The organism is Pseudomonas fluorescens Q2-87 (assembly GCF_000281895.1).
In the GTDB taxonomy this organism is placed as follows: domain Bacteria; phylum Pseudomonadota; class Gammaproteobacteria; order Pseudomonadales; family Pseudomonadaceae; genus Aquipseudomonas; species Aquipseudomonas fluorescens_S.
Genome location: NZ_CM001558.1, coordinates 3,203,269 through 3,223,706 on the forward strand (window position 1 = coordinate 3,203,269; position 20,438 = coordinate 3,223,706).

Consider the following 20,438-nt stretch of genomic DNA (forward strand, 5'->3'; position numbering starts at 1 on the left):
TACGCATTAAGGGGCCGCGTCAGCCACCGCGAACCCATTGTGCAGGTCCTCAACCAACGCGTCGACATCCTCCAAGCCGATATGCAGCCGCACCACAGGATTTAACGCCCGGTCCTCGGTCCTGTCACGATCCCTGGTCTCGGCGACGGTCACCAGGCTTTCATAGCCGCCCCAGGAAGCCCCCAACCCAAACAGCTGCAACGCATCGATGAAGCGCTCGAGGTATGCATCGTCGGCTTCGCGAAGCTCGAAGGACAGCAATCCGTTACTGCCTTTGAAATCCCGCTGCCACAGCGCATGGCCGGGATGCTCGGGAAACGCCGGATGAAACACCCGCTTCACCTGCGGTTGCGCCTGTAGCCATTGGGCGACTTCCAATGCCTGGCGCTCGTGTAAATCCAAGCGTGGCAACAGCGTACAGGCGCCGCGCAGTACCAGGTAGGCGTCGTCCGGGCTCACCGTGTTGCCGAAGGTGTCGCTCATGGCCGCCAAGGCCGGCCAGGCTTGCTGGCGGGTACAGACGCTGCCCATGACCACGTCGCTGTGGCCGCTGAGGTATTTGGTCAGCGCCATGATCGAGATGTCCGCGCCCAACTCCAGTGGCCGGTACAGCACACCCGATCCCCAGGTATTGTCCGCCGCCAACAGGATGCCGCGCGGCTTGCAGAGGGCGGCGATGGCCGGCAGGTCGCAGAGTTCGTAGAGCAACGAACCGGGGACTTCGGTGTAGACCATTTTGGTGTTGGCTTGCAGTCGCCCGGGCAAGTCGCTGCCATCGGGGGCGAAGTAGCTGACTTCGATGCCGAAGGCTTCGAGAAAGTCCCGCGCCAGGCGCCGTACCGGCGAATACACCGCATCGGTAATCAACACGTGGTCGCCGGGGCGCAAATAGGCCAGGAACGTTTGTGCCACCGCCGCCAGCCCCGTGCCGAACAAGCGGGTGCGGTAGCCGCCCTCCAATTCAGTGACCAGATCTTCCAGGACAAACGCGGTGGGATTGCCCCGTGCGCCATAGGTCAGCACTCGCTCGCTGTCGCGCCGTGAGCGGGCGTCGCGCATTTGCGCCAGGTTGTCGAACAGCACCGTGCTCAGACGGCTGACCGGTACATTGACTGACCGCGCGCCGTTGCCGTTCTCGGGCCGCGCCCCATGGACCAGGCGGGTGCGGACTCGCTCGCCGGCAGGCTTGCGATGGGGCGGATGCAAGGGCTTGAGGCTGGCTATTTCGTCGTCGTTCATCTGCGCCAGCAAGCCGATCTCCCAGGCCAGATACTGTCGCGCTGCATCCTTGTTTCCAGCGTGGCGATCATGGGTGAAGAACAGGAAGTCGATGCATTGTTCGTCCGCCAGCGTGCCAGCCCCTTCCCGCACCGCGAACCCTGCCCCACGCCAGGCATCAAATCCGCCGTCCAGCACGCTGAACGACGCCTCGGGCCATTCCAGCGCGGCCAATGCGGCCAGCCGGGGATCGTCCGCCACCAGCACCACGGGACGTCGCTCACCTGCCAGGGCACGAGCCAACAGCGGTCGGATCGACCAGCGAGCCCCTGCTATATGAGCTTTGCGGTAGGCCATGCTCGGACGCAGGTCGATCAATGCAACCGCCTCATCCTTCAGCGCATCGGCCAAGGCCTGGGCGCTGATCAGGGGCAGCGCTTCAGGCAAGACGAGCTTCGCAGCCGGCAACGCCAGGCCACTGTCCACGCCTTGCGCCAATGCATAGGCTTCATGCCCCAACTGCCGCAGCCAGCCGGCGATGATCGGTGCCCGTACACCGTCACTGTCAAACAGCACCACGCGGGCCTGGCGCACACCGATGTAAAGATCGGTGGACTGAATCAGCTGCCCGCCCGGCGTGTGTTGCGCCCCCGGCAACGTGCCGGCGACGAATTCCTCGGCGGTGCGCACATCACAGAGGAACAGGCTGCGCCGCGCCTCCCTCGCCCACTGTTCGACCTGCGCTGCCGCAACAGTCGGCGCACCGGCGCGCTCAGCCAAACGCGCTGCCGCGAGGCGCTGCGTCGGCAGGCTGCTTTGCGACACTTCATCGGCGTACCGACGGTCGCTGCCATGCTCCAGCTGGAAGTCTTCCAAATACCAGCCCTGCGTGCCGTTTTCCAGGGCATAGACCGGGTTCTTCAGCCCCAGGTCGATCAGCGTCTGGGCGCCGATGATGCTGCGGGTTCGACCGGCGCAGTTCACCACGATGGGCGTCTGCTCGTTCGGCACCAGGTCGTGCACGCGATAACCCAGCTCGCCGTTGGGGCAGCAGATCGAACCGGGAATGGTCATCTTGCGGTACTCCTCGAACGGTCGGCCGTCGAGGATCACCAGCGGTTCGCCCCGGGCTTGCCATTGGGCCAGTTGGCGGGCGGTGACATGCGGCGTGTGCCGGGCCTCCTCGACCTTCTCGCCAAACGCCTTGGACGGTACATGCACACCGGCGAACAGCTGATGACCGGCAGCCTGCCAACCCTGCGCGCCACCGGCCAGGCTGTGCACGCTGGCATACCCCAGCGCTTCCAGGCGCAGGACCGCGCGCTCAGCCAGGCCGCCGCCATCCTGGTCATAAATCACCAACCGAACCTGGAGGTTTGGCGCCAGGCGAAGGGCCTCCAGCTCCAGACGGCTGTAAGGCAGGTTCACCCCGAAAAACAGGTGGGCTTCGCCGTACTGGCCGTGCTCGCGCACATCAAACAGGGCGATTTCTTGCCCGTCGAACAACCACTGCTGCAATTGCCCGGGCGTTATGGTCTGGCTCATGGAAGTCCCGCTGGAAAAATGAAATGGCACAAATGTGAGGTGGCGTCAGTGGGCATAGGCCTTGATCGACGGCGCCATCTGCGAAGCGTTGTAATTGAGAATGCGCCCGTCGGCTTCGACGCCGTAACGGCCATTGAGCGACTCCAGCGGCAAGCCATAGAGGTGAAAGTGCAGGGTTGGTTGCTCGCCAGCCACGCGGATGCCATGCAGGTCTTCGCCGAGGAACGCGATGGACGTGCCGGGCTGCACCACCACTTCCTTTTCCAGGCGCAAGGTGGTGTACCCAGGCTCGCGACCTTCGTCGTCACGCTGGTAGACGTAGTTGATTTCCTGGCCCTCGACGGCGCTGATGATCGCCCAGGTCTCGTGGTTGTGCGCGATCGTGCTTTTGCCCGGCAACAGCGAGTTCACGTACAGCGTCGGGGTGTCGCCGTCGTCATTGAGGCGGTAGCGGAACGCGGTGCTGCCCTGCCCCGCCACTGGCGGCGGGAAGGCGTCGAAATTGAACAGGTCGCGGCGCTCGGCGAGGGCCTCCAACAGCGCAACGATTTCCACCAGGGCGGCGCGGTCGACGCCACGTTGATGAATCACGCGTACCTTCTGCAGGAAATCTTCGATGACATCGGGACGGCTAAACGTACTCATGGGGCAGGCTCCATTGTTCAGGCTGGAAAGTCAGACGGACAGGCTGTAGCGACTCAGGTTGGTCAGCAGGTAGGGGTCGTTGGCGATGGGCGGCCGACGGCCAGGGTCGCCCAGCGCATGCCGCAAGAATTCTCGGGTGCGCTCACTGGCCGGGTGCTGGAAAATCCGCGCGGCACTGCCATGCTCGACGATCACCCCGTTCTCGGTGAAATAGACGATGTCGCTGATTTCTTCGGCGAAACGCATTTCGTGGGTCACCAGCACGCAGGTCATGCCCTCTTCGGTCAGCTCGCGGATCACCGTGAGCACCTCGCCGACGGTTTCCGGATCCAGGGCCGAGGTCACCTCATCGAACAGGATCAGCTCCGGGCGCATCGCCAGCGCCCGGGCAATCGCCACCCGCTGCTGCTGACCGCCCGAGAGCTGGCCCGGATAAGCGTCGGCCTTGTGCTCCATGCGCACCTTGGCCAACAAGGCGCGGGCGTCTCGCTCGGCGTCACTGCGGTTGCGCCCCAGGACCTTGCGCGGCGCGATGACCAGGTTCTCCAACACCGACAAATGCGGGAACAGGTTGTATTGCTGGAACACAAACCCCACGCGCTTGCGCAGTTCGATGCGCTGGGCTTCCTGGGTCAGGGTGTGGACTTCGGTTGCGCCGACGCGAATGCTGCCGCGCTGGGGCTGCAACAGGCCGGTGATGCAGCGCAGGATCGTCGACTTGCCCGAGCCGGACGGGCCGATGATCGACACAGCCTGGCCACGGTGGACGTCCAGGTCGATGCCCTTGAGCACCGGGTTGCTGCCAAACGACAAATGCAGGTCGCGCAGGCTGACCAAAGGTTCGGCGACGGTTTCAGTAGAAGGCATAGCGTCGCTCCAAATGCTGGGTGAGGCGGGAAATCGGATAGCAGTAGGCAAAGAACAGCACCAGCAGGCTCAGGTAGATCACCACCGTGAAGCCCGTCAGGTTCACCGTGTTGCTGGCGATCTGCGCGGTGTCGATCACGTCATGCACGCCCACCAGTGAGGCCAATGCGGTGCCCATGGTGATGACTGCGTAAAGGTTCATCCAGGGCGGCAACATGCGCTTGAAGCACTGCGGCAGGATGATCGAGCGGAAAATCTGCCCGCGGGTAAACGCCAGAGAGCGCGCGGCTTCCCATTGGGTGCTGGGGATCGACGCAATGGCGCCACGGAAGATTTCCGCGACATTGGCGCTGGCCGGCAGTGCCAGCCCGAGCGTGACCTTGACCCAGTCCGGGAACGAGACATAGCCGCTGCCGATACGGATCTCGAACGGGAACACATAGGTGGTGAAATAAATCAGCACCAGCCAGGGCGCGTTGCGGAAAACCTGCACCCAGATCCGCGCCGGCAAACGCAACAGGCGCAGGGGCGACAGGACCATGGCGCCCACCAGCACGCCAGCCACCGAACCCAGCCCGATGGCCAGCAGGCTGATGAGAACGTTCTGGCCAAACCCGGCGATCAGCGCCGGACTCCATTGCAACAAGGCCTTGAGCACCGGGCTTTGCGGGGCGATGTACAGCAGCCAGAGCAGCGCGGCGGCCAGCAACAGCAATTTGCCGATATGCCGGCGCGGCCAGGCCAGCGGCGCGCCCACGGAAGATTCAATGGCCATAACCGGGCATCCTCAGGCGCGCTTCCAGGAAGCGCCCCACGCAATTGACGATGAAACTCAGCAGGCCGAAAAACGACAGGATCAGGATCATCAGTTCCAGCACGTTATCGCTCTGGGTCCAGATCATGATGGCGGCGTAGGTGATGTCCCCCACGGCAATGGCCGAGGCCACGGCGGTCATCTTCACCAGATCAATGAGATTGTTGATCAGCGCCGGCAAGGCGAACCGCAGGGCCAGCGGCAGCTGCACGTTCCACAGCAACTGGCGACGGCTGAATGCCAATGAGCTGGCCGCCTCCAGGGTTACCGCGGGGACGGCCTCGATGCCGGCACGCAAGGCTTCGGCGTGGAACGCGCCCTTGTGCAGCGAGATCACGATCACCACCCAGGCAAACGGCGTCAGCGGGTTGGCCGCGCCTACCGCCTGGGTCAGGAGCATGTTCAGTACCAGGAATGCGCAATACAGCTGCACCAGGGTCGGCGTGTTGCGGGTGACTTCGACGAATACTCGGGCGGGCTTCGCCAACCAGGGCGTGCCCGAGGTCAGCATCGCCGCCAGGCCGACACCTGCCAGCAGGCTGCCGACGATGGTCAACAGGCACAGCAGCAGTGTGGTCAACGCGCCCTGCTCCAGGGTCCCGCGCTGATAGGCATCGAGCAAAAAGCTGTAGTTCAGGCCGAGTCCGGCGCTCCATTGGACGAACCATTGCAACCCATGACTCATGGCTCGCCCCTCAGTTGAGCGCAGGCGTGAGCAATACGGTGCCCGGCCTCACGAACGGTCTCGGTGGCCGTGGCAATCGACAGGCGAAACCACGGCGACAAGCCATAGGCGCTGCCCGCCACACCCGCGACGCCTTCTTCGAGCAGATACGCGACAACATCCCCATCGGTGTCCAGTCGCTGGCCGTCCGGGCGGTAGCGCCCGAGCAACCCGGCACAGCGCACGAAAACAAAAAAGCCGCCTTGGGGCTCAAGCACTTGCAGCCCATCGACACGGCTCAAGGCCTCCACCAACAGATCCCGGCGCTGACGGTAGGCGGCGACCTGCGCCGACAGAAAATCCAAGCCACCCTCGAACGCTGCCAACGCGGCAGCTTGCCCGACCGAAGAAGCGCCGGAGGTGGATTGCGATTGCACCACGGTCATGGCCTCGACCAACGTCTGCGGCCCGGCACCGAAGCCAATGCGCCAGCCGGTCATGGCGTAGGTCTTGGAGACTCCGCCCACCAGCAGGCAGCGTGGCTGCAAATCCGGCGCGACATTGAGCAGGCTGAAGGCCTGGGAGCCATCGAAGCGGATGTGTTCGTAGAGCTCGTCCAGCAGGACCAGCACCTGCTGATGGCGCCGAAGCACCTCGGCTAGAGCGCGAAGCTCGGCCTCGCTGTACACCGCGCCGCTGGGGTTGCCGGGGCCGTTGAGGATCAACCAGCGGGTGCGCTCGCCGATGTGTGGCTCAAGCGCCTGCGCCGTCAGCTTGCAGCCTTGCTCCAGCCCGCATTCGATGAATACCGGCTCACCGCCATTGATGCGCACGCTGTCCGGAAAGGACGGCCAATACGGTGCGGGCACCAGCACCTCGTCACCGTCATCGAGCGTCGCGGCGAAGGCATTGAAAATGATCTGCTTGGCGCCGTTGGCAATCACGATGGATTCCAGCGGATAGTCCAGGCGATTCTCCTGGCCGAGCTTGCGTTGTATCGCGGTGCGCAACGCCTTCACGCCCGGCGTCGGGGTGTACTTGGTAGCCCCGGCGGCAATGGCGGCGTAGGCAGCCTGCTTGATGTGATCGGGGGTGTCGAAATCCGGCTCGCCGGTGGTCAGGTCGAGGATCGCACGGCCGGCATCCCGCAAGGCCATGGCACGGGATTTGGCGGCGGCATTGGCTGACAGCGAGACGCGTTGCACGCGCTTGGACAGGCGAAGCGTCATGGCTGGCCTCCTTGCAGGACCTTGCCCGGGTTGAGCACGTTGTGCGGGTCCAAGGCTTGCTTGATGCGGCGCATCAGGTCCAGCTCCACTTCGCTTTTATAGCGCCCCAGCACGCCCACCTTGCGCTGGCCGATGCCATGCTCGGCACTGATCGAACCGCCGTGGGCGTGGGCACTGTCATGTACCTGTTGGCTGAGTGCGGCGTAATTCGCCATGTGTGCGTCCACCGTGGCGTCCAGCGGATGGGCGACGTTGTAATGCAGGTTGCCGTCGCCCAGATGACCGAAGGTGTAGAACCGCACCCCCGGGTAATGCTGCTGCAACAGCGCATCGGTATGGGTAACGAACGCCACGACCTGTGAAATCGGTACCGAAATGTCGTGTTTCATGTTCCGACCGGCACGCTTTTGCGCCTCGCTCATGTTCTCGCGCAACTGCCAGAACGCTTGGCTCTGGGCCAGGCTTTCGGCGATCAGCGCATCGGCCAGCAGGGCTTGCTCGAAGGCTTCGCCCAGGACCTGTTCGAAGGTTTCCCGCGCATGCCCCTCACTGTGGTTATCCGACAGTTCCAACAGCGCGAACCACGGCTGGCGCGCGCCGAGAAAAGGTCGCGGCCCTTCAGGGAACTGCTCGCGCAACAACGCCAGGCACTCGGCACTGAGCAGCTCGAACGCGGTCAGGTTGGCGCCAAAACCGCTGCGGGCATGGGACAGCAAAGCCACGGCCTGTTCCAACGAGTCGAAAGCCAGCAATGCCGTGACCTGGGCCCGGGGCTGCGGAAAGAGTTTCAGGGTCGCCGCCGTGATAATGCCCAACGTGCCTTCGCTGCCAATGAACAGGTCCCGCAGGTCGTAACCGGTATTGTCCTTGCGCAAACCCCGCAGGCCGTTCCATATCTCGCCTTGGGCGGTGACCACCTCCAGGCCCAGGGTCAGCTCACGGGCATTACCATAGCGCAGCACGGCGGTGCCGCCGGCGTTGGTGCCCAGGTTGCCGCCGAGGGTGCAGCTGCCTTCGGCGCCGAGGCTCAAGGGGAACAGGCGACCGGCGTCACGGGCCACTTCCTGGATTGTGTGCAGGATGCAACCGGCCTCGACGGTCAGGGTGTCGTTGTCGGTGTCCACCGCACGCACGCGATTCATCCGATCGAGCAGCAGCAATACGGCGCGGCCGCTGGCGTCCGGGGTGGCGCCGCCCATCAATCCGGTGTTACCGCCCTGCACCACGATCGGCGTACTTTGCGCCGCACAGGCGCGGACCACTGCCGCGACTTCTTCGGTTGTGCCCGGGTGCACGGCGGCGAGCACGTGTCCGACATAACGGCCCTGCTTGTCGGTCAGGTACGGCGCAGCATCCTCGCTGCTCTGCACATGGTCGGCGCCAAGCAATGCTTGCAGGGTCGCCCACAACGATTGGCTCATGGCTGAACGGCCAGCGGCGCGGCGTTGCGGTATTGCTCGTGCAAATCACGCAAGGCCTGGGACGGCGCCATGCCGGTGCGCTCGCCCAATTCGAGCAGCCAGCCGCTGCGATGCCAATCGCGCACGATGGCGTCGAGTTTGGCCTGGGTGTCGTGCTCGCCCTTGCGCAGCCAGATCACTGAATTGGACGGAATCAAATCTTCCGGCAGCGGCAGTTCAAAGTCCTGCCATTCGGCTTCGCTCAGCAAGGCGTGCATCGTCGGGCTTACGTGCACCGCCGCCACGCAGCCATTGCCGCGCAGCGACAACAGCGATTCGGACTGACTGCGAAACGCCTTGATCTGCGCGCCGTAGGTTTCCTGCAACGGCTTGATGAAATTACTGCCCTGGGACACACAGACCGGTTTCCCCTTGAGATCGGCCCACTGGGTAATGCCGGCGCCCTTGCGGATCAACGCGGCCCCGCCCACTTCTTCATAAGGCGTCGGCACGTAATCGAGGATCTCTGCGCGCTCCTCGGTGAACTGCATGTTGGCGATCAGAATGTCGACCTTGCCCTGCTGAAGGAATTGCACACGGTTCGGCGCCAGCACCGACACCGTTTGCGTCTCGACCCCCAGCGCCTGGCCGATGCCCTTGGCCAGCTCGACGTTGTAGCCCAGGTGTTCGCCGCTCTTGGGATCGATCGTGCCGAATGGCGAACCACTGAGCATCACCCCGACGCTGATGGCGTGGCGCTGTTCGATCTTGTCCAGCGTTGCATCGGCCTGGGCCAGGCTGGCAGCGCAAACGGCGGCGCCTGCCAGGCACCACGAGGCCAGGGTTCTAACGGAAAAAAATGCAGTCATGCGCGGCATACCTTGAGCGACGGTCGTTGAGGACGGTGGACAGTGCGACGGCCGTCAGGCGCCGTTGGCCTGGAACTGCTTCTGCAATTCCACCAGGGCCGGTGACGCGGGCGTGATGCGGTTGCGGGTCTGCGCTTCGATCAGCCAGCCGCTGCGGTGCAATTGCTTGATGATCGGATCGAGTCGGGCCTGGGTATCGCTTTCGCCCTTGCGGGTCCAGATCACCGAAGGCGCCGGGTTCAACTCCGGGTCGAGGGCGCGGTAGCCCTGCCATTCGGCGTTCTCGGCGATCAGCGGATTGATCAAGGTGGCGTCATGCACCGCCGCGACGCAGTTGTTGCCCCGCAGGGCCAATAGCGATTCCGAGGAGCTCTTGAAAGCCTTGATCTCTGCGCCCAGCTCGGTGAGCGGCTTGATGTAGCTGCTGCCCTGGGAGGTGCACACCGGTTGGCCCTTCAGGTCCTCCCAACGACTGATCTTGCTGTCCTTGAGCACGGCCGCCGTGCCACCGACGCGGTAGAACGGCGTGGGCACGAACCCGAGGATGTCGCCGCGCTCCGCTGTCCATTCCATGTTGGCAACCAGCAGATCGACTTTGCCTTGTTGCAGGAATTGCACGCGGTTGGCGGGCAATACCGGCACCAGTTGCACCGTGGCGCCCAGCTGCCGACCGAGTTCTTCAGCGAGGTCAACGTTCAAGCCGCGAGGTTTCTGGGTCGCGGGATCGATGCCGCCGAAGGGTCCGCCCGAGAGCAGCACACCGACCACCAACTCATGGCGCTGCTCGATCTTGTCCAGGGTGGCATCGGCACGCGCGATGTTGACGGCCGATAGCGAGATCAAGGCGCCCAACATGACAGGCAGCAATCGTTTTACGGGTGAGCGCTCGAGCAACATGGAATTCCCCTCATGGATGATCGGCGTACCCCGACCTGATGAGTGGGCATGCTAGGTACAGCGTGGACGCAACGGAAATGCAAATATCTCATATCGTTATAACTCACACGGTTGCGCGTTTAGGCCATTCGCTTATATGGCTGTATTTGCTGCGCCCGAGCCAAACTTTCGTAAAGAGCTTCCACTGAATCCATAAAACTATGTAATGTTTATCTTTGTTCCCTTGATATGACCGCCTATGTCGACCCTGGATCTCGAGTTACTGCGCACGTTCATCGCCGTGGTCGATCACCACAGCTTTGCCGAAGCTGGCGCGCAGCTTTCCCGTACACAATCATCGGTGACCCAGCACATGCAACGGCTGGAACAACAGGTGGGCGTGAGCCTGTTCGAAAAACGCGGGCGACAGAAACAGCTCACGGAAGCCGGCCAGCAATTGCTGCGCCACGCCCGGCAGATGCTGTCGCTCAACGATGACATTCTCGGTTCCCTGCGCGAAAGCAGCCTGAGCGGCGTGCTGCGCATCGGCTCGCCCCATGATATCGCCGACACCATTCTGCCGCCGATTCTCAGCCATATCGCCCGTTCGGCCCCGCGCCTGCGCCTGGAAATCGATGTGGGCCGCAGCCCGTTCCTGATGGACGACCTGCACCGAGGCAAGGTCGACATGATCATTTCCACCCGCCAGGACCCGAGCCTGGAAGGCTTTGCCTTGCGTACGTCGCCGGTGTGGTGGATCTGCTCGGCCCAGTACATTCACAACCCTGGCGAGCCTTTGCCGCTGATCCTGGTGGACGAACCGAGTATTTATCGGCGCTATGCCCTGGAGGCCCTTGAGCGCGCGAATATCCCGTGGCGCCAGGCGTACCTGGCGTCGAACCTGATCGGCATCAAGGCCGCCACGCGCGCCGGCCTGGGGGTCACGCCGCGAAGCATGGAGATGCTCGGCCCGGACATGCGCGTACTGGGCGAGAACGATGGCTTGCCGCGATTACCGGACGTGACCTATCACTTGTGGATCCGGCCGAACACGCTCAATCCGCTGGTGCGCCGGGCGTATGAGCTGATCCGCAATAGTCAGGGGCACGGCAGCTGATCCAACGCGCGCCAACCGTGCCCTTCATGCGGCCCTGCGTCAGGCCCCTGCGCGAATGCGCTCGACCAGGCGCGCCTGGAGCGCTGCAAGTTCTTCTGAATCCGCCTTGCCCCTGCCATGCACACCAGGCATCTCGCCTTCCCAGCGCGGAATGATGTGCATGTGGATGTGATAGACCGTTTGCCCGGCCACCGCGCCATTGAACTGCGCGACCTGGACACCGTCCGGCTGCAACTCCTCGACGATGATGCGCGTCAGCCGCTGCACGGCGGACATCATCGCCCCCAGGACCGTCGGCTCGACTTCAAGGATATTGCGCGCCTGGGACGCTTTGGGAATGACCAGGACATGACCGCGCGATTGGGGAAAGAGATCCAGGAACGCCAACACATCGGCGTCCTCGTAAATCTGGTAGCACGGCGCCTCGCCGCGAAGGATCAACGCAAAAATGTTCTGCGGATCGTAATGACCGTGGAGACTCATGATTACTCCGTCAAAGGTTTTAGAAAGATCGCCTGCCGGTGAGCAAGCATCGGTCGGTAAGAGGTGTAGCACAGTCCAAAGGCACAAAACACACCGGCCCAACTTCTGTGACGAGGATTGGCAGGCCGCTATCGCGAGCCACCGGCCAGCGCAACGGCGATTGTCTGCTGCAGTTCGCGTTCGGAATACGGCTTGTGCAAGACCGGGCAACCCGCGTACTCGGGCGGTACGCCGCTGGCGCCGTAGCCTGTGCTGAAAAGAAAGGGGATATGGCGACTGCGCAGAATATCGGCCACCGGGAACACCCGCTCGCCGGCCAGGTTGACGTCCAGGATGGCCAGGTCAACCATCACCGTCCTGGCCATTTCACAAGCCGGGGCGAGTCGGGCAACGGACGCCACCACCCGGCATCCGAACTCTTCCAGCATGTCCTCGATCAACAAGGCGATCGCGCCTTCATCCTCGACAACGAGCACCCGGGTCCCCGCGAATGGGGTCATGCCCCGGACGCTCCGATCATGAATGACAGGCGGCAGCGAAGCCCCTGCGGGGAGAAGTTGAGGTCGAATTCCCCACCCAGGTCGCGCTCGATGCAGCGCTTCATCAAGCGAGAACCCAACCCTTCCCGCTCCGGCTCGGAGACGGGTGGCCCGCCCTGCTCCTGCCAGTCCAGGTTCAACAGCGTGCCGTTCGGTTGAGATTGCACGCGCCAAGCGACCGACAGCGTCCCCGTCTCGACTGACATGGCGCCGTACTTGAGTGCGTTGATCGCCAACTCGTTGAGCGTCATCGTGAGGTTGAGCGCCACACGCGTGCCAACATCAATGGAAGGCCCCTCGAACACGACACGGTCGGGCTCGGCCCCGAAGACCGGCATCAACACCTCTTGGGCCAAGTTGTCCAGGGGTGTACTTCCCCAATGCCGCTTGGTCAACAGGTCGTGGGCCCGGGACAGCGCCAGCAGCCTGGCTTCGAATCGCCGATAACCATCTTTTGCATCCGCTGCATTGCGCGCCGTCTGGGCGGCCAGCGACTGCACCGTGGCAAGGGTGTTCTTGACCCGATGATTGAGCTCGTCGATCAACGTCTTCTGCCGGTTCTCCGCCTGCTTTCGCTCGGTGATGTCCACCAGCATGTTGATCGCGCCCACCAGGTTGCCATCGGCGTCGTGCAACGGCGTGGGGTACGGGGCGAACGGTACGCGGGTACCGTCCGGCCGCTCGGCAATGGCCTCGACGCCGCGTATCGGCCGGTTCTCCTTCAAGGCCACCGCCATGGGGCATTGGTCATGCGGCAACGCAGTGCCGTCGGTATTGAACAGCTTCCAGGTCACGCACCACATGTCGCCCAACTGCGGCGTTCTACCCGACAGCTCGACAGCGGCGCGATTGTAGAACGTGATGCGGCCCTCGGCGTCGGTGGTATACACCGCCGCCGGCAGCGCCTCGAGAAGGTTGCGCATGTGCCGTTCACTCTCGCGGACCTGGTTCTCCATGCGCCGCGCCAGCGTGACGTCCTGCAACACGCGCACGCCGTAACGAAACTTACCGCCTGCGTCCCGGACCGAAGAGCTGTGGATGTCGAGAGACAGGACTTCACCATCAGGTTTCAAGGCGCGTTTGCGAAGCTCGTAATTGTCGAATTCCCCCGCCACCTGACGCGCGTACAGCGCCGCGTCCTGGGCTGCGCTCTCGGGATGGGTATAGTCGAGGAAGGTCATCGACAGGAGCTCTTCACGCGAGCGGCCCAGCATCTTGCAAAGGGCGTCGTTGACGCGCAACAGGCGACCGTCGATGTCGGCCTCGGCAATGCCGATCGTGGCCGCTTCGTAGGTCGCCGAAAGCCGGTCGTCACTCTCCTGTCGCGCGACTTCGGCGGCATGGACGCAGGTCATATCAACGGTAAAGCAACGCGTGTTGAAAAGCTTGCCGTCGGCAAAACGCCCATTCGAGGTGATCGTCACATGCCTGATCGAACCGTCCTTGGCCTTCAGGCGCGCCGGATAGCCCTCCAGACGGTCACCGCTCTGCAATCGGGTGAGGATGTCGCCGATCACCGGCTCATCGACATGAAACTCGGTAATGTGACGACCAATGTACTCGTCCGCCGAGTAACCCAGGAGCGCCAGTTCGGCCTTGTTGGCGCGCAGGATAATGCCCTCGCCACTCACAATATGAAGGCCCACGGCACTGTTTTCGAAAAAGTCCTCGAGGTCGGCACTCTTGCGCCGAAGCTCATCGGCCATGGCGTGATGCGCCGAGACGTCCTGGAAGCAGTTGATTGCCCCTTGGATGATGCCTCGCCGGTCTCGCAACGCGCGGATATTCATCAGCGCCACGAACCGCGAGCCATCCGGACGCTGGACGATGGCTTCCTGATTGCGCGCCGCAACGCCTGCAGCGAGGGCACAAGCCATCGGGCCATGGTCATGCGCCAGGGGCGTTCCTTCGAGCGAGAAAAGACGATGGGAGCCGCAGAAGCGGTCACCGTTTTCGCCCAGTACCGGCGCCCTTCCCCACAACTCGGTCGCCTCGTGGTTGTACCTGACGAGCCACCCGTCGCGATCACAGAGATACACCGCACCGGGAATCGCATCGAGCGCGTCCGTTCCCATGGCGATCAGGCTCTCATACTCGCTGGGTGCAAGCCCTTCCCTGGGTAGCTCTTCAATATTCGACATCTGTCATCCTCAAACCGCCTGGCTGCAACGCCCTTGCTTCCCGTGCTGCCTACCCGAGCCGCCGATAGGCATGGATATTTCTACAGCACGGTAATGGACTCTAGATCCTTATTGACGGCCCTAGTTCAGCGAACTTGATATTACTGTCTTTGCCACTCAGAACCCGAAGAGTTCCCGGGGCGCTTGCACCGTCAACGCGTGCATGAGCGAGGGCGAACACTGCAACGCTTGCAACTGCCCAGCGACCGTAGCGAAATCGACATCCTGCTCATGCTGCGTGTGGGGCCAGTCACTGCCCCATACCAGGCGCCGCGGACCGAAGCTCTGCTCCAGCAACGACAACGAGGCGCGGGCAAATTCGAGGTTCTGCTGGTCGGTGGCGGCCAATCGATAAATGCCCGACACCTTGACCCAGACCTGCCCGCCAGGTCCCCCCTCGATCAACTCGGCAAAGCCCGGCTGATCAAGGCCCAAACGCGCATCCGGACGACCGAAGTGATCGATCACCAACTTGACGCCGAACGGTATCAACTGCCGCAACAGCACTGGCAGGTCCGCCATGGGCGCATGTAACTCGACGTGCCAGTCCAGCTCGGCAATGCGGCCAAAGAAGCTTCTCCAGGCAGTGTCGCTAAAGTCAGGCAAGGCTTGGCCCATCAGGTTCAAGCGAACGCCGACTACGCCCAGCCGGGCCATATCGCCCATTTCGGCAGCGCTGGCATCCCGTTCCAGCACCACGACTGCGCGCAACCGCTGCGGCGCCTGCCGTAGCGCGTCCAGCAAATAGCGGTTGTCGGTGCCGAGAAAACTGGGTTGCACCAATACGCCATGGCTCAGGCCGTGGGCGTGCAAGTGGCCCAGGTACTGTTCGAGCGTGGCGTCATAACCCGGGGTATAGCGCCGCGCCGTCGCCAGGGTCAGCTGGCGACTGAACACGTGGGCATGTGAATCGATGCCGGTGATCGGCGTGAAACGGTTATCAGGCATGGGTTTCATCTATCGAAGGTAGAGGTCGTCAGGCTCGCGCGCCCTGGTTGTCCAAGGCCGGGGCTGGCTGCGATGGGTTCGATGCGTCCAGATTGCGGCCCCGGGTTTCCGGCAAACACAGCGCCGCAATCACCGCCACGCCATAGGCGATCCCGGCATCGATGCCAATGGCCGAGCCCAACGACATTGAATCGCTCATGTGCCCGACCAGGAACGGGAACACTGCCGAGAGCACCCGGCCGAAGTTGTAGCAGAACCCCACGCCGGCGCCGCGTACATCGGCCGGGTACAACTCGTTGAACAAGGCCCCGAGGCTCGCCGGAATGCCCGCCGCGAAAAAGCCCAGCGGGAACCCTAGGAACAGCATCTGGGTATTGCTCAGCGGCAGGAACACGTAGCACTGCACCGTGACGACACAGCACAGCGCGAACAGCACGATGTTCTTGCGCCGGCCAATGCGGTCGATCAACAGGCCGCTGACCACGCAACCGCACCAGAACGCCAAGATGATGACCGCAAGGTAACCACCGGAATTGAGCACCGACAGGTTGCGTTCGGTCTTGAGGAAGGTCGGCAGCCACGTCATCACCGCGTGATAACCACCGTGCGCGCCCAGCCCCAGCAATCCGCCGAACAAGGTCACACGGATCAGTTCGGGACGAAAGATACCGCCCAGGGACTTGAAGAAATTCTGCGGGATGGTCTTGTCCTTTTGCAGACGCTGAAAGCTGTCAGGCTCCTCGACATTGCGCCGCACCCAAATGATCAGGAACGACGGCAGCAGGCCGACGACGAACATCACCCGCCAGGCCATGTCCTGCGGGACGAAGGAGTAGATCAGGGTGAAGACGCCCACCGCCAAGCCCCAGCCCACCGCCCAGGCACTTTGCACTGTGCCCATGACCTTGCCGCGGTACTTGGGATTGATGGTTTCGGCCATCAGCACCGCACCGGCGGCCCATTCCCCGCCAATGCCGAACCCTTGCAGGGCCTTGACCATCAATAGCTGGTGAAAACCCGTGACGAACGCGGACAAGAAGGTGAAGACGGAAAACCACACGATCATCCATTGCAACGTGCGCACCCGCCCGTAGCGGTCCGACAGCGTGCCGCCGACCCAGCCGCCGATGGCTGAAGTCACCAGCGTCACGCCGCTGATCAGCCCCGCGTCGCCCTTGGTCAAGGCGAAAGCGGCGATCAGCGCCGGAATCGCAAGGCCGAACATTTGTACTTCGAGGGCGTCCAGCGACCAACCGCCGAAACAGGCCCAAAACGTTTTGCGCTCACGCGCTGTGATTTGGCGATACCAACTGAACATGGTTCTTATCCTTATAAGTGGAACGATAGGCAGCCGAGAGCGAACCGCGCCGCTACGGGGCAAGGCTTGGCAAACAAAACGAAAACGACAACGACAACGGCGACCGACTCGCCGCCGGTGTCCGCTAAACCGGCAGGTTCAACGGATTTCCACGCTGTAGCGGAAATGCTCGGCATGCCCGCGAGAGCGTCGCCATTCCAGCGGATTGCCGGCGTAATCCCTCGCCAGCCGCTCGATCACCACCACCGGGCTGTTGACCGGTACGTGCAGCAGCCGCGCGTGGACCTCGTTCACCGACTCAGCGGTGAGGGTTTCCTCGGCGTAGGCCACCACCTGAGCGCAGATTTCTTCGTAGATGGGGTAAAGCAATGGCCCTTTTTGATTCAGGTCGATTTCAAGCAGTGCTTGGAACCGGCTGCGCGGCAGCCAGATTTCTTCGGCGAGTACCGGCTCCTCGTCCAGCAGCCGCACACGAACGAGACGGATCACCGGCGCATCGACCGGCAGGCCCAACGCCTGGGCGACAGCCGAGGGCGCAGGCACCGGTTCGATGGATAAAATTCGACTTTCCGGCACCCGGCGCTCTCCCGAGGCGGATTGAAACCGGAAGAAACGGAACAGCGAGGATTGAAACTGCGGCCGACGAATGAAAGTGCCTCGACCCTGCTGGCGCTCCAGCACGCCTTCGCTGACCAACGCGTCGATCGCCTTGCGCACCGTGCCGGTGGACAGCTGGTACTCCGCTGACAACGCAGCCTCGGTAGGAATCGCCTCCCCCGGCCGCCAGCGATTGTTGGCGATCTGCTCGGCCAAATGGTCGCGCAGGCGTTGATATAGCGGCAGGCGGACATCACTGGAAAGCGCGTTCATCGACCTTATTCACCTTGTTATGTAGTCATCTATATGAATCTTGGGGCGAGTATTTGCCGTCCCCCTGCGGGTTGTCAAGATTGGAAAGCAGGTGTGGCTGACGAACGGAGCCCTTCGCAGTGAAGGACCGCGCTCGACATCGGCTAGCAAAAACGCTTGGGAACCATGCCGCAGTCAGCTTTCGACACGTGCAAGCGGAAGCCAGATGCGGACTTCGAAGCCGTCTTGCCGGCCATCGGCGGGTGACATCAGGGACATTCTGCCGTTGATTCCTTGCACGATCGCCTTGGCAATCGCCAGCCCCAGCCCAGCACCACCGATTCGGCTCTCACCGCGCACAAAACGCTCGGTCAAATGGTGCAACACGGCTTCTGGCACGGTCGGGCCGCCGTTAATCACGCGCAGCAGCGCTTGGTCGTCAAGGATGATTTGGATGGGTTGATCCGTCGCTCCGTATTTGAGCGCGTTCTCAATCAAATTGCGCAACAGAATGCCGAATGCGTCTGGGTCAATGCTCGAATAAACGCAGGCCTGCGCCGGAAGTTGCAAGTCGATCCGGCGAGCGCTGCTGTGCTGCCACTCGTCCACCACATGTGCCAACGAGGGGATAAGATCCTGGGGCGTTTGTGATAAAAGCCCGCCCCCCTCGGCCTTGGCCAGCTGCATGAGTTTTTCCGACAGGCGTGCTAACTCGCGCAATGCACTTTCAATCTTTTGCACACGCAACCGCAACGGACCTTCGGGGGCTTCATGGTGTAGGCGCTGGACTTGCGCCAACGTCGCGGCCAACGGCGTGCGCAACTCATGTGCGCTGTTGGCGGTGAAGCTGCGTTCGGCGTCGAGGGCCTTGCGCATGCGTTCCAGCAAGTGATTGACCGCGTCGGCCAGCGGATCGATTTCCGAGGGCAGGCGTGTGACGCTGATCGGCGATAAATCACCTGCGCCACGGGCCTCCAAGGCGCCGCGATAAGCCCGCACGCTGCGCAGGCTGAGGCGCACCAATGCCCAGGTGCCCAGCAGGCTGACGGGAATCAACAGCCATAAGGGCGACAACAAGGCCCACAAGGCTTCCTGTGCGGCCTCGCGGCGATGGTGCAAGGGCTCGGCGACTTCGATGAACAGCGTCTGGTCTTGCGTACTGGCGCCGTATAAGCGGTACTTTCCAGTGCTGGAAAAGCCCTCGAAGGGCTGTTCGCTGAATATCTTCGGGTTGGCATCGTAGGACTGCATCAGGACCCTGCCGCCGGCATCACGCACCTGGTACGTCAGGTATGCCTTGTGCGTCGTCAAGCTCACTACCTGTTGCATCTGGCCCGGCTCCGTCCGATTGCCGAGGCCTAGCACAGCCAGGGGCAACATGCGCTGGGCGGTTTCTTCAAGGGCACTGTCAAACGCCTCGTCCAACTCATGTTGCAATCCCCGCCAAGCGCCGGCCGTCGCTGCCAGCCAAAGCAGAGTCATGCCCAGCGTAAGTCCCAGGCCGAGACGTTTTTGCAGGCTGAACGAGCGCTTCATGGCGACACCAATCGGTAGCCCATGCCACGCACGGTTTCGATGAGGTCGCGACCGAGCTTCTTGCGCATCCGGCTGATATAGACCTCAATGGTGTTGCTCTCGATCTCGGCGCCAAAGGCGTACAGCCGCTCTTCAAGCTGCGCCTTGGACAGGAGCGCACCGGGGCGCTGGATGAAGGCCTCCAACAGCGCCCATTCCCGCGCGGTAAGGTCGACGCAAACGCCGGCCACCTGCACCGTACGTGCGCTGATATCGAGCTGCAGTTCACCGAGCCTGATCTGCGGGTTGGGGTTGCCGCTGTAACGACGGGCCACTGCCGCCACCCGAGCCGAAAGCTCGAACAAATCGAAGGGCTTGACCAAATAGTCATCGGCGCCAGCATTCAGGCCGGCAATACGGTCGGATATCTGGTCCTGGGCGGTCAGGATGATCACCGGCGTTGCGTCTCCTGCGCGGCGCTGCTGGCGCAAGAAATCCAACCCGCGCCCGTCGGGCAGCATCAGGTCAAGCAGTATCAGGTCGTAGGGGATCGCGCGCACGCTATTGCGCGCATGAGCGAGCCGCTGCACCCAATCGACGGCATGGCCGTCCTCGGTAATCTGCTCGCGCACCGCCTCTCCCAACCCCGGCGCGTCCTCAACCAATAAAACCCGCATTTCAAGCTCCTGTGAGGGTGATCGTGCAGCACCCTACCCGCCCTGGCTGACGTGAATCTGAAGATTCAGGTGGTTGTCAGGAATCCACCATAAGGTCTGCCAGCAACGACGCTGCGCAACGGCACGAGCATGACGCCGGCCAGGGTTCAGCTGGCTGTCAGCAATCGAGTCCAGGCTCTTGACCCAACGATCAAAAGGACACCCCATGAAGAAGATCATCGCTGCAACCTTTCTCGCCGGCATCATCGCCCTGCCAACACTGGCCCAGGCACGTGAAGTGACCCTGACCACGCAGCTCAAACGCTACAGCGGAAACGATGCCTACCTGGTGATCTATGTCACAGACGCCAATGGCCAATATCAGAAAACCCTTTGGGTCGCCGGCAAGAAAGCCAAGTACTACAAGCATCTGGCCGACTGGGCCCGCGCAAGCAAGATGAACCCGAGCGAGTTCGACGGCGTCAGCGGTGCCAGCGTCGGCAGCGGCGACACCCTCAAGGTCAGCGTCGAGCTGGCGGACACCCTGATCGATGCCGGGTATCAGATCCGCATCGACAGCGCCGTCGAAGACAAGCGCGATGCCCGTGCCGATGTCAGCGTGCCCCTGACCTCGGCGGGTGCAGGCAAACCGGCGACAGGCAATACCTACATCGAATCCTTTACCTACGCGTTGTAGCACCTGTAC

The 20,438-nt window shown here is 62.7% G+C and carries 19 protein-coding genes; 2 read left to right on the forward strand and 17 right to left on the reverse strand.

Annotation, left to right across the window (positions count from 1 at the left end; all coding sequences use genetic code 11):
* Positions 1 to 6: 6 nt before the first annotated feature.
* The 9 genes from metC to PFLQ2_RS13540 are packed head-to-tail and all read right to left on the reverse strand — an operon-like array spanning position 7 to position 10,148.
* Entirely contained in the window at positions 7 to 2,763 is a 2,757-nt protein-coding gene (gene metC, locus PFLQ2_RS13580) for a cystathionine beta-lyase (protein WP_003181945.1), read from the reverse strand.
* A 45-nt stretch (positions 2,764 to 2,808) separates the two neighbouring features.
* Positions 2,809 to 3,408 (reverse strand): hypothetical protein, encoded by a 600-nt coding sequence (locus tag PFLQ2_RS13575; RefSeq protein ID WP_003181946.1) that lies wholly within the window; start codon positions 3,406 to 3,408, stop codon positions 2,809 to 2,811.
* A 30-nt stretch (positions 3,409 to 3,438) separates the two neighbouring features.
* Positions 3,439 to 4,275 (reverse strand): amino acid ABC transporter ATP-binding protein, encoded by an 837-nt coding sequence (locus PFLQ2_RS13570; RefSeq protein ID WP_003181947.1) that lies wholly within the window; start codon positions 4,273 to 4,275, stop codon positions 3,439 to 3,441.
* Complete coding sequence (locus PFLQ2_RS13565; protein WP_003181948.1) at positions 4,262 to 5,050, reverse strand: amino acid ABC transporter permease; 789 nt, start codon at positions 5,048 to 5,050, stop codon at positions 4,262 to 4,264. The genes PFLQ2_RS13570 and PFLQ2_RS13565 overlap by 14 nt, the downstream gene beginning before the upstream one ends.
* Positions 5,040 to 5,774, reverse strand: a complete 735-nt coding sequence (locus PFLQ2_RS13560; RefSeq protein ID WP_003181949.1) for an amino acid ABC transporter permease — start codon at positions 5,772 to 5,774, stop codon at positions 5,040 to 5,042. Before PFLQ2_RS13560 ends, PFLQ2_RS13565 begins: the two co-directional genes overlap by 11 nt.
* Entirely contained in the window at positions 5,771 to 6,982 is a 1,212-nt protein-coding gene (locus PFLQ2_RS13555; RefSeq protein ID WP_003181950.1) for an aminotransferase class I/II-fold pyridoxal phosphate-dependent enzyme, read from the reverse strand. Before PFLQ2_RS13555 ends, PFLQ2_RS13560 begins: the two co-directional genes overlap by 4 nt.
* Positions 6,979 to 8,403 (reverse strand): FAD-binding oxidoreductase, encoded by a 1,425-nt coding sequence (locus tag PFLQ2_RS13550; RefSeq protein ID WP_003181951.1) that lies wholly within the window; start codon positions 8,401 to 8,403, stop codon positions 6,979 to 6,981. Before PFLQ2_RS13550 ends, PFLQ2_RS13555 begins: the two co-directional genes overlap by 4 nt.
* Positions 8,400 to 9,251: a transporter substrate-binding domain-containing protein gene (locus tag PFLQ2_RS13545; RefSeq protein WP_003181952.1), complete on the reverse strand. Its 852-nt coding sequence runs from the start codon at positions 9,249 to 9,251 to the stop codon at positions 8,400 to 8,402. Before PFLQ2_RS13545 ends, PFLQ2_RS13550 begins: the two co-directional genes overlap by 4 nt.
* Positions 9,252 to 9,305: 54 nt before the next feature.
* Entirely contained in the window at positions 9,306 to 10,148 is an 843-nt protein-coding gene (locus tag PFLQ2_RS13540) for a transporter substrate-binding domain-containing protein (RefSeq protein ID WP_003181953.1), read from the reverse strand.
* A 238-nt stretch (positions 10,149 to 10,386) separates the two neighbouring features.
* On the opposite strand from PFLQ2_RS13540, the gene PFLQ2_RS13535 reads away from it, so the two are divergent.
* Complete coding sequence (locus PFLQ2_RS13535) at positions 10,387 to 11,244, forward strand: LysR substrate-binding domain-containing protein (RefSeq protein ID WP_003181954.1); 858 nt, start codon at positions 10,387 to 10,389, stop codon at positions 11,242 to 11,244.
* Positions 11,245 to 11,283: 39 nt separating this feature from the next.
* Here the strand turns inward: PFLQ2_RS13535 and PFLQ2_RS13530 are convergent, their stop codons facing one another.
* From PFLQ2_RS13530 to PFLQ2_RS13495, 8 genes are all read right to left on the reverse strand, one after another.
* On the reverse strand, positions 11,284 to 11,727 hold the full coding sequence (locus PFLQ2_RS13530) for an HIT family protein (protein ID WP_003181956.1): 444 nt from the start codon (positions 11,725 to 11,727) through the stop codon (positions 11,284 to 11,286).
* Positions 11,728 to 11,855: 128 nt separating this feature from the next.
* Positions 11,856 to 12,227, reverse strand: a complete 372-nt coding sequence (locus PFLQ2_RS13525) for a response regulator (RefSeq protein WP_003181958.1) — start codon at positions 12,225 to 12,227, stop codon at positions 11,856 to 11,858.
* Entirely contained in the window at positions 12,224 to 14,407 is a 2,184-nt protein-coding gene (locus tag PFLQ2_RS13520; RefSeq protein ID WP_003181960.1) for a PAS domain-containing sensor histidine kinase, read from the reverse strand. The genes PFLQ2_RS13525 and PFLQ2_RS13520 overlap by 4 nt, the downstream gene beginning before the upstream one ends.
* 156 nt (positions 14,408 to 14,563) lie before the next feature.
* Positions 14,564 to 15,394 carry an amidohydrolase family protein gene (locus PFLQ2_RS13515; RefSeq protein ID WP_033046037.1) on the reverse strand — a complete coding sequence of 277 codons (831 nt, stop codon included), beginning with the start codon at positions 15,392 to 15,394 and terminating at the stop codon, positions 14,564 to 14,566.
* 28 nt (positions 15,395 to 15,422) lie between these two features.
* Entirely contained in the window at positions 15,423 to 16,712 is a 1,290-nt protein-coding gene (locus PFLQ2_RS13510) for an MFS transporter (RefSeq protein ID WP_003181963.1), read from the reverse strand.
* A gap of 138 nt (positions 16,713 to 16,850) precedes the next feature.
* Positions 16,851 to 17,582: a GntR family transcriptional regulator gene (locus tag PFLQ2_RS13505; RefSeq protein ID WP_003181964.1), complete on the reverse strand. Its 732-nt coding sequence runs from the start codon at positions 17,580 to 17,582 to the stop codon at positions 16,851 to 16,853.
* A 174-nt stretch (positions 17,583 to 17,756) separates the two neighbouring features.
* Positions 17,757 to 19,097, reverse strand: a complete 1,341-nt coding sequence (locus PFLQ2_RS13500) for a HAMP domain-containing sensor histidine kinase (protein WP_003181966.1) — start codon at positions 19,095 to 19,097, stop codon at positions 17,757 to 17,759.
* Complete coding sequence (locus PFLQ2_RS13495) at positions 19,094 to 19,753, reverse strand: response regulator (RefSeq protein ID WP_003181969.1); 660 nt, start codon at positions 19,751 to 19,753, stop codon at positions 19,094 to 19,096. The genes PFLQ2_RS13500 and PFLQ2_RS13495 overlap by 4 nt, the downstream gene beginning before the upstream one ends.
* Positions 19,754 to 19,958: 205 nt before the next feature.
* Between PFLQ2_RS13495 and PFLQ2_RS13490 the strand changes: the two genes are divergently transcribed.
* Positions 19,959 to 20,429, forward strand: coding sequence for a DUF2271 domain-containing protein (locus PFLQ2_RS13490; RefSeq protein WP_003181971.1), 471 nt, complete (start codon positions 19,959 to 19,961; stop codon positions 20,427 to 20,429).
* Positions 20,430 to 20,438: the final 9 nt, after the last annotated feature.